Annotated in this window: 15 protein-coding genes; 5 read left to right on the top strand and 10 right to left on the bottom strand. The window is 72.1% G+C overall.

Translation table 11 applies throughout. The features are described 5' to 3' along the window. Positions 1-49 precede the first annotated feature (49 nt). The 5 genes from AC4D2F_RS16145 to AC4D2F_RS16165 form a co-directional block, all read right to left on the bottom strand. Positions 50-880, bottom strand: a complete 831-nt coding sequence (locus AC4D2F_RS16145) for a glycerophosphodiester phosphodiesterase family protein (RefSeq protein WP_490911509.1) — start codon at positions 878-880, stop codon at positions 50-52. Then, a complete protein-coding gene (locus AC4D2F_RS16150; protein WP_490911511.1) occupies positions 858-1,667 on the bottom strand; it encodes an HAD family hydrolase in 810 nt (269 codons plus the stop codon). Before AC4D2F_RS16150 ends, AC4D2F_RS16145 begins: the two co-directional genes overlap by 23 nt. 76 nt (positions 1,668-1,743) lie before the next feature. Continuing rightward, positions 1,744-2,271 carry a YbhB/YbcL family Raf kinase inhibitor-like protein gene (locus AC4D2F_RS16155; RefSeq protein ID WP_490911513.1) on the bottom strand — a complete coding sequence of 176 codons (528 nt, stop codon included), beginning with the start codon at positions 2,269-2,271 and terminating at the stop codon, positions 1,744-1,746. A 31-nt stretch (positions 2,272-2,302) separates the two neighbouring features. Further along, positions 2,303-3,226 carry a carbohydrate kinase family protein gene (locus tag AC4D2F_RS16160; RefSeq protein ID WP_490911514.1) on the bottom strand — a complete coding sequence of 308 codons (924 nt, stop codon included), beginning with the start codon at positions 3,224-3,226 and terminating at the stop codon, positions 2,303-2,305. 51 nt (positions 3,227-3,277) lie between these two features. After that, positions 3,278-3,760, bottom strand: coding sequence for a PGPGW domain-containing protein (locus tag AC4D2F_RS16165; protein WP_104167493.1), 483 nt, complete (start codon positions 3,758-3,760; stop codon positions 3,278-3,280). 158 nt (positions 3,761-3,918) lie between these two features. Between AC4D2F_RS16165 and AC4D2F_RS16170 the strand changes: the two genes are divergently transcribed. The 3 genes from AC4D2F_RS16170 to AC4D2F_RS16180 are packed head-to-tail and all read left to right on the top strand — an operon-like array spanning position 3,919 to position 6,330. Next, positions 3,919-4,908 (top strand): ring-cleaving dioxygenase, encoded by a 990-nt coding sequence (locus AC4D2F_RS16170; protein ID WP_490911515.1) that lies wholly within the window; start codon positions 3,919-3,921, stop codon positions 4,906-4,908. Continuing rightward, complete coding sequence (locus tag AC4D2F_RS16175; RefSeq protein ID WP_490911517.1) at positions 4,905-5,546, top strand: alpha/beta hydrolase; 642 nt, start codon at positions 4,905-4,907, stop codon at positions 5,544-5,546. Before AC4D2F_RS16170 ends, AC4D2F_RS16175 begins: the two co-directional genes overlap by 4 nt. Then, a complete protein-coding gene (locus AC4D2F_RS16180) occupies positions 5,539-6,330 on the top strand; it encodes an isocitrate lyase/PEP mutase family protein (protein ID WP_490911519.1) in 792 nt (263 codons plus the stop codon). Before AC4D2F_RS16175 ends, AC4D2F_RS16180 begins: the two co-directional genes overlap by 8 nt. Before the next feature lie 13 nt (positions 6,331-6,343). Here the strand turns inward: AC4D2F_RS16180 and AC4D2F_RS16185 are convergent, their stop codons facing one another. Further along, a complete protein-coding gene (locus AC4D2F_RS16185; protein WP_490911616.1) occupies positions 6,344-7,150 on the bottom strand; it encodes an alpha/beta hydrolase in 807 nt (268 codons plus the stop codon). A gap of 157 nt (positions 7,151-7,307) precedes the next feature. On the opposite strand from AC4D2F_RS16185, the gene AC4D2F_RS16190 reads away from it, so the two are divergent. Next, a complete protein-coding gene (locus tag AC4D2F_RS16190) occupies positions 7,308-8,417 on the top strand; it encodes a GTP pyrophosphokinase (RefSeq protein ID WP_490911520.1) in 1,110 nt (369 codons plus the stop codon). Positions 8,418-8,461: 44 nt separating this feature from the next. On the opposite strand, the gene AC4D2F_RS16195 is transcribed toward AC4D2F_RS16190, so the two are convergent. From AC4D2F_RS16195 to AC4D2F_RS16205, 3 genes are read right to left on the bottom strand one after another with little or no spacing between them, the layout of a single operon-like run. Next, positions 8,462-10,003, bottom strand: a complete 1,542-nt coding sequence (locus tag AC4D2F_RS16195; RefSeq protein ID WP_490911521.1) for a carboxyl transferase domain-containing protein — start codon at positions 10,001-10,003, stop codon at positions 8,462-8,464. Next, complete coding sequence (locus AC4D2F_RS16200; RefSeq protein WP_490911522.1) at positions 9,970-11,196, bottom strand: CaiB/BaiF CoA transferase family protein; 1,227 nt, start codon at positions 11,194-11,196, stop codon at positions 9,970-9,972. Before AC4D2F_RS16200 ends, AC4D2F_RS16195 begins: the two co-directional genes overlap by 34 nt. A gap of 49 nt (positions 11,197-11,245) precedes the next feature. Then, positions 11,246-12,610: an SLC13 family permease gene (locus AC4D2F_RS16205; protein ID WP_490911523.1), complete on the bottom strand. Its 1,365-nt coding sequence runs from the start codon at positions 12,608-12,610 to the stop codon at positions 11,246-11,248. 143 nt (positions 12,611-12,753) lie between these two features. On the opposite strand from AC4D2F_RS16205, the gene AC4D2F_RS16210 reads away from it, so the two are divergent. Next, positions 12,754-13,455, top strand: coding sequence for a FadR/GntR family transcriptional regulator (locus AC4D2F_RS16210; RefSeq protein WP_104167501.1), 702 nt, complete (start codon positions 12,754-12,756; stop codon positions 13,453-13,455). Positions 13,456-13,533: 78 nt separating this feature from the next. Here the strand turns inward: AC4D2F_RS16210 and AC4D2F_RS16215 are convergent, their stop codons facing one another. Then, positions 13,534-13,998 (bottom strand): SRPBCC family protein, encoded by a 465-nt coding sequence (locus AC4D2F_RS16215; RefSeq protein ID WP_104167502.1) that lies wholly within the window; start codon positions 13,996-13,998, stop codon positions 13,534-13,536. Between the last annotated feature and the right edge of the window lie 31 nt (positions 13,999-14,029).

The raw sequence follows: 14,029 nt of genomic DNA on the forward strand, positions 1-14,029 counted from the left end.
GCACCCGCGCGTCGACGACCGGGTCCCGCGGCATTCGACGCCGACCGGCTCAGTCCGGCGGGCGCCCCTGCGGCCAGACGGCCCTCTCGCCCATGCACTCGGCGAGGACGTCCGCGGCATCGGACACGATCCCGTGCACGCCGAGGTCCAGCAACCGGTCCATCCCGGCCCGCTCGTTGACCGTCCAGACGTGCACCTGCAGGCCTGCGTCCTCGCAGCGCCGGACGAAGCCCCGCGTCACGACCCGCACGCCGCGGTACGTCTCGGGGACCTGCAGCGCGTGGACCCGGGCCGCCCGGGCGACCGGTCCGGCCAGGCCCAGCGGCGCGGCGATCCTCAGGAGCGCGTTGACCGCCATCCCCGCCGACGACGCCGTCGGCCGGTCGAGCAGGCGCAGGACCGCCCGCCTCCGCCGGTCGGAGAAGGACGCGACGAGCACGCGGTCGTGGGCGGCGTGGCGGTTGATGAGGTCCGCGAAGGGCCGCACGCAGGTGTCGCTCTTCACGTCGACGTTGAGGCGCACCTCCGGCCAGCGCAGCAGGACGGCCTCGAGCGTCGGGATCCCCCCGCCCCCACCGACCGACAGCCGGCCCAGTTCCTGCGCGGTCCGCGCCGCGACCGGGCCGCGGTCCCCGGTGACGCGGTCGAGGACGTCGTCGTGGAAGACCATGACGACGCCGTCGCTCGAGGCATGGACGTCGATCTCGAGGTACCGGAAGCCCAGGGCGACGGCGCGTTCGAAGGCGTCCAGCGTGTTCTCCCCGCCGTCGGGGGCGAAGCCCCGGTGGGACAGCGCGATCGGCCGCGGCCGGGGAGGGGATCCCGCCGCGTTGTCGAGATAGGGGTAGCGGCCCGTATCAGGCCGTGCGGAGCGCCGCAAGCCGTTGCTCCAGGATCTGCGCCACGCCGTCCTCGTCGAACGCGGGGGCCACGAGGTTCGCGGCGGCGAGCGCGTCGGGGTGCCCGGAGGCCATCGCGTACCCGTGGCCCGCCCAGTCGAGCATCTGGACGTCGTTGGGCATGTCCCCGAAGGCGACGACGTCGGCGGCGTCGATCCCGCGTGCCGCCGCGTACTGCGCGAGGGTGACGGACTTGTTGATCTCCGGCAGGGCCATCTCGAGCAGGGCCATCGTGGGTGCGGAGTGGGTCGTGGAGACCAGGTGTGCGACGGCGGGCCGGACGACGGCCAGGAAGTGGTCGGGCGAGACGGCCCTCTCCCGTGCGAGGAACTTCACGATGTCCTCGCCGGGCAGGGACTCCTCGAAGGCCTGGGCCGTGAGGCCGCCGAGCAGTTCGGCCGTGGAGGCGTCCGCGAAACCCGACTCCACCTTGAATCCCGACACGGTCTCGGCCGCGAAGGTGGCCGCCGGGAAGAGCGTGCGGATGATGTCGCGGGCGGCGTAGATGTTCTCGGGTGCGAGGAGCTTCGCGTCGAGCACGCGCTCCGACTCGAGGTCGTACGTCAGGGCGCCGTTGGAGCAGATGACCGTCCCCGTATGCCCGAGCTGGTCACGGAGGGGCTGGAGCCAGCGTGGCGGACGGCCCGTGACGAAGACGACGTCCACCCCGGCCTCCACGCAGGCACGGAACGCACGGATGGTGCGCTCGCTCATCCTGCCGTCATGCCCGACGACGGTGCCGTCCATGTCGCTCGCCACGAGGCGCATCGTCCACTCCTTCAGGTTCGGGACCTCCACCCTACCGGCGCCGGCAGTCACCTGCAGGGGCTCGGCGGCGGGGCCGCTACTGCTCGTACGTGCCGGTCAGGCGGGCGCGGCCGAGGGTGTGGGAGAACAGGTTGAAACCGAGGTAGGCGGGGCTGGCGTCGGCGGAGATGTCCAGCGACTCGACATCCACGGCGTGGACCACCACGTGGTAGTGGTGCGGCCCATGCCCCTCGGGTGGCGCGGCGCCCACGAAACCGGGGAACCCGCCGTCGTTCCGCAACTGCACGGCACCCTCCGGCAGCAGGCCGGATCCCTCCGTTCCCGCGCCGGCGGGCAGCCACGTGGTGCTCACGGGCAGGTTCGCGACCGCCCAGTGCCAGAAGCCGCTCGCGGTCGGCGCGTCCGGGTCGTAGACCGTGACCGCGAAGCTCCGGGTGCCCTCGGGGAAGCCGCTCCAGGCGAGCTGCGGCGACTCGTCCTTGCCGCCCGCCCCCATCATCCCGGATGCCTGCGCGGCGTCGAGGGGAGCGCCGTCGGTGACGGTCTCGCTGGTGAGTTCGAACTCGGGGACCTGCGGAAGGTCTGCGTACGGATCGCGGGTCATCGCGTGCTCCTCTGGTCGTCGGTCGGGGTCCTCACGCGGCGTGGACCATCTCGTCCCGCGTGGGCGGGTTAGCTCCCGGGCGGGACACCGTGATGGCCGCGGCGCGGGCCGCGTACTGCAGCATCCCGGTCAGCTGCTCACGGGTGATTCGGAGCAGCTCGTCGCGGTAATGGGCGCCGTCGAGCCCGGAATCCACGAGCGAGCCCAGGAGGGCCGCCATGAACGAGTCCCCGGCGCCGACGGTGTCCACCACGGACGTGGGCGGCGCGGGGACGGACACCTCGCCCGCACGGCAGACGCCCCACGGGCCCTTCGAGCCGCGTGTCACGACGACGACGGCGGGACCGGCGTCCAGCCAGGCACGCGCCGACTCCTCGGGCGTGCGGTCGGGGTAGAGCCACTGGAGGTCCTCGTCGGAGGCCTTGACGACGTCGGCGAGCGCCACGAACTTCTCGGCCTGCTGCCGGGCGAACACCGCGTCGCGGATGATGGTCGGCCGGCAGTTGGGATCGTAGGTGACGGTCACCAGGGGATGGGCGCTCGTGACGAGGGCCAGGACGTCGTCCGCCCCCGGGGCGAGCATGGTCGCGATGGAGCCGGTGTGCAGCAGGGTGGACCCGTCGAGGAGCGTGTCCTTCTGCCGGGCCAGTCCCGGGAGGTCCCAGACCAGCTGGAAGTCGTAGGACGCACCCCCCGCGGGGTCCAGGCGCGCGGTCGCGACGCTCGTGGGAGCGGTGTCCGGCCGGACGGGGAAGGGTACCGCGTTGTCGCGGAGGTGCTGCTCGATCATCCGCCCGTAGTCGTCGTCGCCGTACCGGCCGACGAACTGGGCGGGGTGGCCGAGGCGCGCGAGGCCCACGGCCACGTTCATGGGACTGCCTCCCACGTGCGCGCGCATGGACGCGGTGTCGCTGACGACTTCGTCGATGAGGGTTTCCCCGATTACGGTGAGCACCCGTTCAACGTACCAGCCGCGGTCGCGGAGGGCCGGGGCTCTCCCGTCGTCCTACCTCGAGTGCCAGGGGAGGATCGACGGCCGCGGCGGTATCGGCCGGCCCCTGAAGCGCCGCACGCTGTAGACGATCAGGGCGAGCGCGATCATCGACGAGAGGATCAGGCTGATCCCCGTGCCCGTGCCGCCGAAGAGCCACCACTTGTCCGCGAGGAACCACCAGCCGGGCGTGGTGGGTTCCACGATCCAGACCACGCCGAGGGTCATGATCACGAACGAGCTCATGCAGCTCGCCGTGATCCGCGGAATCGTCTTCACCCCGAGGGCTGCGGCATGGAAGGCGTTCTCCTTCAGCGGCTTCAGGTACCGCCGTGCCCAGTGGTAGTGCCGTGAGAGGACGGCGAGGCCCGCGGCGAGCATCAGGAGCCCGGGGCCGGGCAGGACGAGGGCGGCGATCCCCACCACCACGAGGGTCCACCCGATCACCTCGGCGGCGGTACGGTGAACCCACCCCGGGAACCGCTCTTTCGCTGCCATGCTCACAGGATGCCACAGCCTCCCGAGTGCGCACGACGCCCGGCAGGGGGACCGGGGGCCCGGGCGGGGACCCCGAGGGCCGGAACAAATAGTCCGATACATGTGTTTGCATGGACAAGCCGGTGGATGGAAGGCCGGTCCGAACCCAGGAGGACAGCGTGACCGCACGAACCGAGGGTCTCCACCACGTCACCGCGATCGCGGGTGACCCGCAGAAGAACATCGACTTCTACATCAGGGGCCTGGGACTGCGCCTGGTCAAGAAGACGGTGAACTTCGACGATCCGGGGACGTACCACCTCTACTACGGCGACGAGGCCGGCCGCCCCGGCTCCCTCCTCACCTTCTTCCCGTGGCAGGGCATCCGCAGCGGCCGCGTGGGCAGCGGGCAGTCCACCACCACCGCGTTCTCCGTGCCGCAGGGCACCCTCGGCTGGTGGCAGGAACACTTCAAGGCGATCGGCGTCGAGTCGACCATCGCGCGCGCCTCGTCCGAGGAGGAGCGCCTGTCCCTCCGCGACCCCGACGGCCTGCAGATCGACCTCGTGGCCTCCTCCGTCTCCGACCCCCGCGACCCGTGGGACTCCGCCTCCGTCCCGGCCGAGTACGCCGTGCGGGGCCAGCACTCCTCGGTCCTCACGGTCCAGGACCCCGCCCGTACGCTCGAGACCTTCACGCGTGATCTCGGCATGACGGTCCTCGCCGAGAAGGACGGCCGCTACCGTCTCAGCACCCATGCCGGGGAGCCCGGTACCGTCGTCGACGTCGTCACGGACCCCCGCGGCGAGCGCGGTCTCGTGGCCGGGGGGACGGTGCACCACATCGCCTTCCGCGTCCCCGACCGGCAGACCCAGGAGGTGTGGCGCCAGGAACTCGCCGAGCGCGGGTACGCGGTGACGGCCATCCTCGATCGCCAGTACTTCACCTCGATCTATTTCCGCGAACCCGGCGGAACCCTGCTGGAGATCGCGACGGACACCCCCGGCTTCGACATCGACGAACCCCTGCTGGAACTGGGCCGCTCCCTCAAGCTTCCGCCGTGGCTCGAGCCGAACCGCGAGGCCATCTCCCACGCGGTCGCGACGATCGACCTGCCGGAGGAGAACAACCCCGCCGTCCAGGCCTTCTTCAGGAAGGCGGGCTCATGACCACCCCGCAGACGTGGCCGCACCTGTTCGAGGCAGGAGCAGCGGAGGCCCCCGTCCTGCTGCTCCTGCACGGCACCGGCGGCACCGAACAGGACCTCCTGCCGCTCGCCGCCCGCCTGGCGCCCGGGGCGGGCTATCTCGCGCCGCGGGGCCCGGTGCAGGAGCACGGCCTCAACCGGTGGTTCCGCCGGTTCGGCGAGGGCGTGTTCGACGTCGACGACGTCGTCCGCCGCGCGGGCGAGCTCGCCGCGTTCCTCGGCTGGGCGCGGGACCACTACGGCATCGCCGACCGCCCGCTCGTCGCCGTCGGGTTCTCGAACGGGGCGAACATCGCCCTCGCCGCCGTGCTGCTCCACCCGGACGCCGTCTCCTCCGCGGTCGCCTTCTCGGGGATGTACCCCCTCGACGGGCGCACCATCGACGCGGACCTGACCGGGACGCACGTCGCCCTGTTCAACGGGGCGTCCGACGCCATGGCCCCCATCGACAGCGTGACCCGCCTCGGCGCGATCCTGGAGAGCCGCGGCGCCGAAGTACAGCGGAACGTCCGCGAGGGCGGGCACGGAATCCACCCCACGGAGGTCGACGGCGCCGCCGCCTGGATCGCCTCCCGTACCCGGAAGGTCCCCCATGACTGAATCACCCACCACCGGGCTCGCAGCACGGGCCACCACCCTCTCCCGGCTCCACGCCGCCCCCGAGATCCTGCAGGTCGTCAACGTCTGGGACGTCATCAGCGCCAGGACCATCGCCGACATCCCCGGCACCACGGCCCTCGCCACGGCGAGCCACTCGATCGCCGCGTCGCTCGGGTACGAGGACGGCGAGAACATCCCCCTGGAGGAGATGATCGCGGCGGTCGGGCGGATCGCCGCGGCCACCACGCTCCCCGTGTCCGCCGACCTCGAATCCGGTTACGGGAATCCCGGGGACACCGTGCGCCGGGCGATCGGCGTGGGGATCGTCGGGGCGAACATCGAGGACCGGATGCGCCCGCTCGCCGATGCCGTCGCGCAGATGGAGGCAGCCGTGAAGGCCGGGCAGGCCGAGGGCATCGACTTCGTGCTGAACGCCCGCACGGACGCCTTCGTGAAGGCGGGCGACCGCGATCCGGCGGACGTCCTGGCCGAGGCCGTCGAGCGCGGCAAGGCGTTCCTCGCCGTCGGCGCGACCAACGTGTTCGTCCCCGGCCTGCTCGACGAGCACGCCGTGACCGCCCTCGTGGAAGCCTTCGGTCCGCAGCGGCTCAGCGTGATCAACGTGCCCGGCAGCCTGGCGCCCGCACGCCTGCAGGAACTCGGCGTCGCCCGGATCTCCTACGGCCCGTGGACGCAGCGCGTCGCCCTGACCGCGCTGGCGGACTCGGCGCGCGAGCTGCTCGCCGGCGGGGCCCTGCCCGAAGGGACGCTCGCCCTGAACTAGGGACCCGGCCCGGTCAGCCCGAGGCGGGCAGGCCGGCTGCCTCCTCGAGGCGGTCGAGGATCGCCTCCCACGCCGGCGACCCGGGCGTGATGACGGCGAAGTGGTCGCCCGGGACGCGGACGAGTTCCGCCGTCGCACCCGCCGCCGTGGCCGCGGCCACGTACGCCTCCGACTGGCTGGGCGGCACCGTGGTGTCCTCGGTGCCGTGCACCGCGTACACGGGGACCTCGAGGGGGAGCACGGTCATCGGGTCGGCGAGCGCATAGCGCTCCGGGTCCCCGGGCGCGCCGAGCAGGTTCTCCACGGCGTCGCCGCTCAGGCCGAGCGCCCGGGCCTCCGCGAGGTCCAGCACCCCGGCCTGGCTGACGACGGCGGTGAGCGGCACCACCGGCGTGCCGGCGCCCGGGGCACCCGATGGGAGCGCGAACCGCCCCGCCGCCCACACCGCGAGGTGGCCGCCCGCGGAGTGGCCGAGCGCCGTCGTCGAGCGCAGGTCCAGTCCGTGGTCGTCGGCCGCCACGGCGAGGTGGTCGATGCCCGCGGCGACGTCGTCGAACGTGGCGGGCCAGCCGCCCCCGTTGCCCGCGCGCCGGTACTCGAGGTTCCAGCACGCGTAGCCGCGCGGGGCGAGGTCCTGTGCGAGGGGTTCGCCGAGCTCCGCGCCGTAGGTGGAGCGCCAGTAGCCGCCGTGGATGATCACCACGACGCCGCGCACCGCGGTCTCCCCGCCGGGCAGGTAGAGATCCGCGAACTGGCTCGGATCGTCGCCGTAGCGGTAGCGCTGCGGCGCCGCGGAGCCGGACCCGGTTCCCTGGCGGATCCCGCAGGCGGCGAGGAGGGCAGCCCCGGCGGCGGCCGGCAGGGCCAGGACGGAGCGGCGTCCCGGCGGACGCACGGTCTTCTCGCGATGCACAGGGGAAGCGTAACGGTCGCCGGGGTTGGATACGATGAAGACTCTCCTCGGAAAGGCTGGATGCATGGGCGCGTGGGACGATCTCGACGAGCGGCTGCGCCCTGCCGTCGAGGCGCATACGCGGGAGTTCGCCCGGGTCCGGCCCGCCCTGGACCGCGTCACCGAGGCCATGCGGTCCAGCATCGCCGCCATCTTCGAGGGTGCGGACCTGAGGCCCCTGTTCGTCACGGCACGCACCAAGACCGTCGAGTCCTTCCGCGACAAGGCGTCCCGTACGCTGCCGGCCGTGGACCCTGCGGACCCGCCCGCCCTCGTCTTCCCGGACCCGATGCGGAACCTGACGGATCTGGTGGGGGTCCGCATCATCACCACGCTGCCCCACGAGGTGGACCTCGCGGCGAACCTCCTCAAGCGGCAACGCCAGGAGTTCGACTGCCGGGGTGACCGGGAGAAGGACATCGGGTCCATCGAGTCCGGCACGTACGGCTATTCGAGCCGCCACCTCATCATGCGCACCATCCACAACGACGTGGTGCGCGGCTTCCAGCAGGCCGTGGACCCGGAGACGAGAGCCGCGGGGAGCTATCTCTTCGAGGTGCAGGTGCGCACCGTGCTGGCGCACGCCTGGTCGGAGATCGAGCACGACATCCGCTTCAAGGCGTCCAACCCGAAGGCCTGGAGCCCCTACTTCGACCGCCAGTTCACGGGCACGGCGGCCATGCTGGAAACCGTGGAATCGGCCTTCGCCGAACTGCACGAGCGGTACGAGACCGTCACCGGGTTCTGGGACGAGGACGGCGAGGGCAGCGCCCCACTGACGCCCAACCGCATCCGCGACGTCTGGCAGACGCTCCTGCCCCACGTGGACCGGAAATCGGACGACAACTGGGGGTGGGCCGCCGAGCTCCTCGCAGCGCACGGGCGGAAGACCACGCTGGAACTCGTCGACCTGCTGCAGGCGGACACCATCACCACGGTCCGCAAGGCCCTCGACCACCGGTACTCCCCCGGCCCGGACCGGCTCCTCGACGACATGCTGCTGTGGCACTACGGCGAGCGACACATCGACCTGACGGCCGAGGCGCCGGATGCAGAGAGCACGTCCCGCCGGGACAGCCTGCAGCGCCGGCACCGCCAGATGGAGATCTACCGGGCGCAGCACCCCGGCACCTGACATCGCAGGCTCCGCACCTCACCGTCCCGGCGAGCGCGCTCCGGTCAGGGTGTGCCCGCCCGGTACTTCCCGGCTCGGCGCTCCAGCCGGTCATCGGCCGGCAGGCGCTTGACGCGTGCCAGTTCGTACTCGATGGCTGAGGCCATCCGCTCGCAGAACGCCCGTCCCTCCTCGGCGGCGTCGGGCCGCTCGTCCACCACGTGGTCCACGACGCCCCGGTCCACGAGCGCGGCGACCTTCACCCCCTGGGCCTCCGCCATCCCGGGCGCCCTGTCCACCGTGCGGTGGACGATCGCACTGGCCCCCTCGGGCGGGAGCGGCGAGAGCCAGGCGTGCTCGGCGGCGATGGTGCTGTCCGCGGGCAGCAGGGCGAGCGCGCCTCCCCCCGCCCCCTGGCCCAGCAGCACGGAGACCGACGGCGAGGCGAGCCCGATGAGGTCGTGCAGGGACCGGGCGATCTCCCCGGCGAGTCCGCCCTCCTCGGCCTCCCGGGACAGGTCCGCGCCGGCGGTGTCGATGACGGTCAGCAGCGGGAGGCCCAGTTCCTCGGCGAGCTTCATGCCGCGCCGCGCCTCCCGGAGCGACGCCGGGCCCATCACCGCGTCCTCGGGGCGCCGCGGCCGCTGGTGGCCGAGCACGATGCACGGTTGCTCCCCGAACCGGGCCAGGGCGAGCAGCAGCCCGGGGTCCTTCTCGCCCTGCCCGGTCCCGTTGAGCGGCAGGACATCGCGGGCTCCGGCGGCGAGCAGGCGCCGGAGGTCGGGGCGCCGCCGGTTGCGCGAGACGAGGATGGACGTCCAGGCGTCGCCGTCGCCGGGGGTGACGGCGGTGGTCGGGGGCGGCGGGGGCAGGCGGGCCGGGTCCGCGAGCAGCACGGAGAGTGCCGTGTCGACGATCGCCGCCAGCTGGCCGGGCGGGACGACGGCGTCGATGAGTCCCTTGTCGAACAGGTTCTCGGCCGTCTGGACACCGGACGGGAAGGCTTCCCCGTAGAGCGCCTCGTAGACGCGCGGCCCCAGGAAGCCGAGCAGCGCGCCGGGTTCGGCGACCGTGACGTGGCCGAGGGATCCCCAGGACGCCATGACGCCGCCGGTGGTGGGGTGCCGGAGATAGACGAGGTAGGGCAGCCCGGCCTGCCGGTGGGCCCGCACGGCGCCGGTGATGTCCACCATGGAGAGGAACGCGGGCGTGCCTTCCTGCATGCGGGTGCCGCCCGATGCCGGACCGGCCAGGAGGGGCAGCCCCTCCGCCGTCGCCCTGCGGACCGCGGCCGTGATCCGGTGCGCGGCCGCACGGCCGATCGAACCCGCGAGGAAGGTGAACTCCGAGACGATGACGGCCACCCGTCGGCCGTGGATGAGGCCCTCGCCGGTCAGTACCGACTCGTCCGCCCCGCTCTTCTCCCGTGCCCGCCGCAGCTCGTCCTCGTACGCTGCACTCGCACCGGCGTAGGGCGAGGGGACGGGACTGTCCCATGAGGTGAAGGACCCGGCGTCGAGGACGGCGTCGATGAGTTCGCGTGCGGTCAGGTGCCGGGCGCGGGCCTCACCGCTCACGAGCCGTCGCTGCCCGACGCGGCGAGCCATGCTCGGATCGCCGCGCCGTCGCCGTCGAGCAGCGGCGGCGCGCTGTGGCTGCGGGTGGTCGTCTCGGAGGCGCCGTCGAAGAAACGCAGGGGTGGGCCGGGCAGTGCGATGGTGCCGAGCACGGGGTGGTCGACGTCCAGGAGCAGGCCCTGGGCGTGCACCTGGTCCCAGGCGTACACCTCGTCGAGCGTCCGCACCTTGCCGGCGGGGATCCCCGCCTCGTTGAGCTTCGTGAGGAGCGGCTCGGACTCGTAGGCGGAGAACGCGTCCTCGACGGTCCGGATCAGCAGGTCCCGGTTCCGCACCCGGTCCGCGTTCGAGGCGAACTCGGGCCTGTCGGCGTCGAGCCCGAACGCCGCGGTGAAGGCGGCCCACAGCTTCTCGCTGCCCACACTGATCTGCACCTTGCCGCCCCGGCAGTTGAACAGTCCGTAGGGCGCGATCGAGGGATGGTGGTTGCCCTGCGCCTGCGGTACCTCGCCCGCCACGGTGGTCCGGGTGCCCTGGAACGCGTGGACGCCGATGATCGCGGCGAGCAGCGAGGTGCGTACCACCTGGCCCTTGCCCGTCCGTTCCCGCTCCAGCAGCGCGGCGACCGCCCCGTAGGCCCCGTACATCCCGGACAGGAGGTCGGCGATGGGGACGCCGACGCGCTGCGGGTTGTCGGGGTCCGGCCCGGTGACGGACATGAGGCCCGCCTCGCCCTGCACGATCTGGTCGTAGCCGCTGCGCTTCGCCTCGGGGCCGTCGTGCCCGAACCCGGTGATGGAGAGGATGACCAGCCCGGGGTTCAGCTCCAGCATCGCGTCCGTGGAGAAGCCGAGCCGGTCCAGGACCCCCGGCCTGAAGTTCTCGACGACGACGTCCGCACGGCGGAGCAGTTCGGTGAGGACCGCCCGTCCGTCCTCGCTCTTGAGGTCGAGGGCGATCGATTCCTTGTTCCTGTTGCAGGACAGGAAGTAGGTGGACTGGCGGTCCTCCTCCGGGCCGACGAAGGGCGGACCCCACCCGCGGGTGTCGTCCCCGGTGCCCGGGGTCTCCACCTTGATGACGCGCGCGCCGAGGTCGCCCAGCATCATCCCGGCGTGCGGTCCGGCGAGGGCCCTGCTGAGGTCGACGACGAGGCGGCCGGCGAGCGGTCCGCCGCGCTCCCCGCCGGCGGTCGGGTGCGGTGCGGTGGTCTCGGCGGTCATGGTTCCTCCGGTGGTCGTGCTGTCGGGCGGGGTGGTCGGGTGGGCCGGCTCAGAGCCAGCCGGGGACCACGAGGACGAGCCAGGCGATGAGCGGACCGGCGACGACGACGATCGCGCCGTAGCCGAGGATCTGCTTGTAGAAGCGGTCCTTGTCCGTGCCCTCCGGGGCGTTCGCGAGGACGAGGGCGCCGTTGGTGGAGAACGGCGAGACGTCCACGATCGTGGAGGACACGGCGAGCGCGCAGACCACGCCGACGGCGCCCACGGCCCCGGTCTCCAGGAACGGGATGGCCAGGGGGATCAGCGCCGCGAGGATGGCCGTCGAGGACGCGAACGCCGACACCACGGCACCGATGTAGCAGATCAGCAGCGCTGCGAGGAGCGGCATGCCGAGGCTGGCGACGCCGTCGGACACGTAGTCGATGGTGCCGGCGGCCTCGAGGACGCCCACGAAGGTGAGCATGCCGCAGATGAGCAGGACCGTGGACCAGGCGATCTTGTTGACGGCTCCGCTCTGCGCCTTGGGGGAGATCAGGGCGAGGACGACGGCGACCGTGATGGCGACGAAGCCGACGTCGACGCTGAACCCGAGGGCGACGACCGCGAGGGCGATCAGGCCGAGGATGGTGGCGCCCTGGGACACGCGGTCCTCGCGGGTCCTGGTGGCGACGACGCCGTCGCCCGCCGGGTCGCGCGGACCGTAGGTGCCGCTGCCGGTCCCCTTGTAGGCGACGTCGGCCCGGCGGACCCCGGGGCTCACGTTCAGGCGTGCCTCGGCGGCCTCCTCCACGAAGTGGGAGACGCGCGAGGACATGAGGGTGCGGCCGCCGAGGACCACGAAGAGCACGACGGCGATGAGCAGGTTGAAGATGAAGCTCGCCAGGAAGACGACGAGCGGGCTGTACTCGAACCCGGACTCCCCCACGATGTCGTTGACGATCACGCCGTAGACCGCGATCGGCGAGAAGCCGCCGGCCTGCGCGCCGTGGACCACCATCATGCCCATGAGCAGCGGGGAGATCTTGTGGCGGGCCGCGAAGCCGAGCGCCACGGGGGCCATGATGGCGACGGCGGCGGGGCCGAGCGCGCCGACGGCGGTGATGACCGCGGTGATCAGGAACATCACCCAGGGGATGAGTGCCACCCGGTTGCGCACGAGTTTCACGGCACCCTGCACGAGCAGGTCGATCGTCCCGTTGTTCTGGGCGATGGCGAAGAGATAGGTCACCCCGACCAGGGTGAGGAACAATCCGCCGGGGAATTCGGCGATGATGTCGTCGGTGTCCATGCCGAGGACGACGGCTCCCAGCAGGAAGGCGCCGACGAAGGCGAGCGCCCCCATGTTGATGGGCAGCAGGGTGGCTATCAGGAACATCGCCGCGAGGATGATGATCGATAGGAGTGGAGCGGACATCGTTATCCTCCAGCGGGCGATGGACAGGGGGCTGAGCTGTGACGTGTGTTACAGGCTCACTGGCCTAGCCTGTAGGAGAGTGGGTGTCCCTGTCAATCGACGAGCGATAGCATGAGCCCCACCACGACACGGGGGAGCCCAGGATGACCGACGACGCCAGCCCACCACCGCTCGGCCGCCTTGCGCGCCCGCGGCTCTACGAACAGCTCGTCGAGCAACTCCTCGGCTACATCGAGTCCGCGAAGCTCCGCCCCGGCGATCTCCTGCCCGCCGAACGTGATCTCGCCGAACGGCTCGGCGTCTCCCGGGCGACGCTGGCCCAGGCACTCGTGGCACTCGAGGTCCTCGGCGTGATCGACGTGCAGCACGGGACCGGAGCGGTGCTGCGTCACCGCGCCAGCGTGGCCAGCGTCATCAAGGGCCTGCGCGAGCATCGGAGCCGCCTCCCCGATATCGTCGAGGCCCGCAGCACGCTCGAGGTCAGGCTCGCCGCCCTCGCGGCGGAGCGCCGGACGGACGAGGACCTCGCGGCGATCGACCGGGCCCTCGAGGAGATGCGCGCGGAGATCGACGACGGCGGGCGCGGGGCTCGCGGCGACGAGCTCTTCCACCAGGCCGTCACGGCGGCCGCGCACTCCCCGGTGCTGGCACAGCTCATGGCCTTCATCGGCGAGATGGTGCTCGAGACCCGCCTCGAATCCCTGACCCAGCCCGGCCGGCCGGAGCAGTCCCTGGCATCGCACCGGAGCATCACCGAGGCCGTCCGGGCGCAGGACCCGGTCGCGGCGGCGGACGCCATGCAGCGCCACATCGAACTCGTCTCGGACGTCGCCCTGCTGGACTAGCCGTACCGGGCCGGGACGTACGGCGGCGGCCGGCCCTCGGGACGGGCCGCCGCCGTACGCGGCTCTGCGGCTCCGGGATCAGGCCTCGGACACCTGCGCCGCGAGGTTCGCCAGCGTCGAGTCCAGGGCCTCCTGCGAGACCTCGGGGAAGCTGAGCTGCTTGAGGATGGCCTTGTCCGTGACCGCCGACCAGTCGTAGGTCACGGAGACCTCGGTGGAGTCCGGGCCCGCGGGCTGCAGTTCCCACACCCACTCCCACCCCGGGGGCACTTCACCGGCGGGCGCCGTCTTCCAGGCCAGCAGCTTGTTCGGGTCGTAGCCCACCACGTGGTTGTCGGTCTGGTAGTCACCGCCCATCTTGTCCCACTTCTGGTTCATGGTGAACGTCTGCCCGACGCCCGTGATGCGGTCCGACTTGCTGTCCGACTGCACCATGCCCGAGCCGTCGAGGGCGGCGTGGTGCGCGGGGTTGGACAGCAGGTCGAAGATCGCACCGGCGGGTGCGTCGATGGTGCGGGTCGCGGTAATGCGGGACTCGGTCATACGGGGTTCTCCTTCTGGTCGTGGACGACGG

Source organism: Arthrobacter sp. TJ-263 (genome assembly GCF_058269155.1).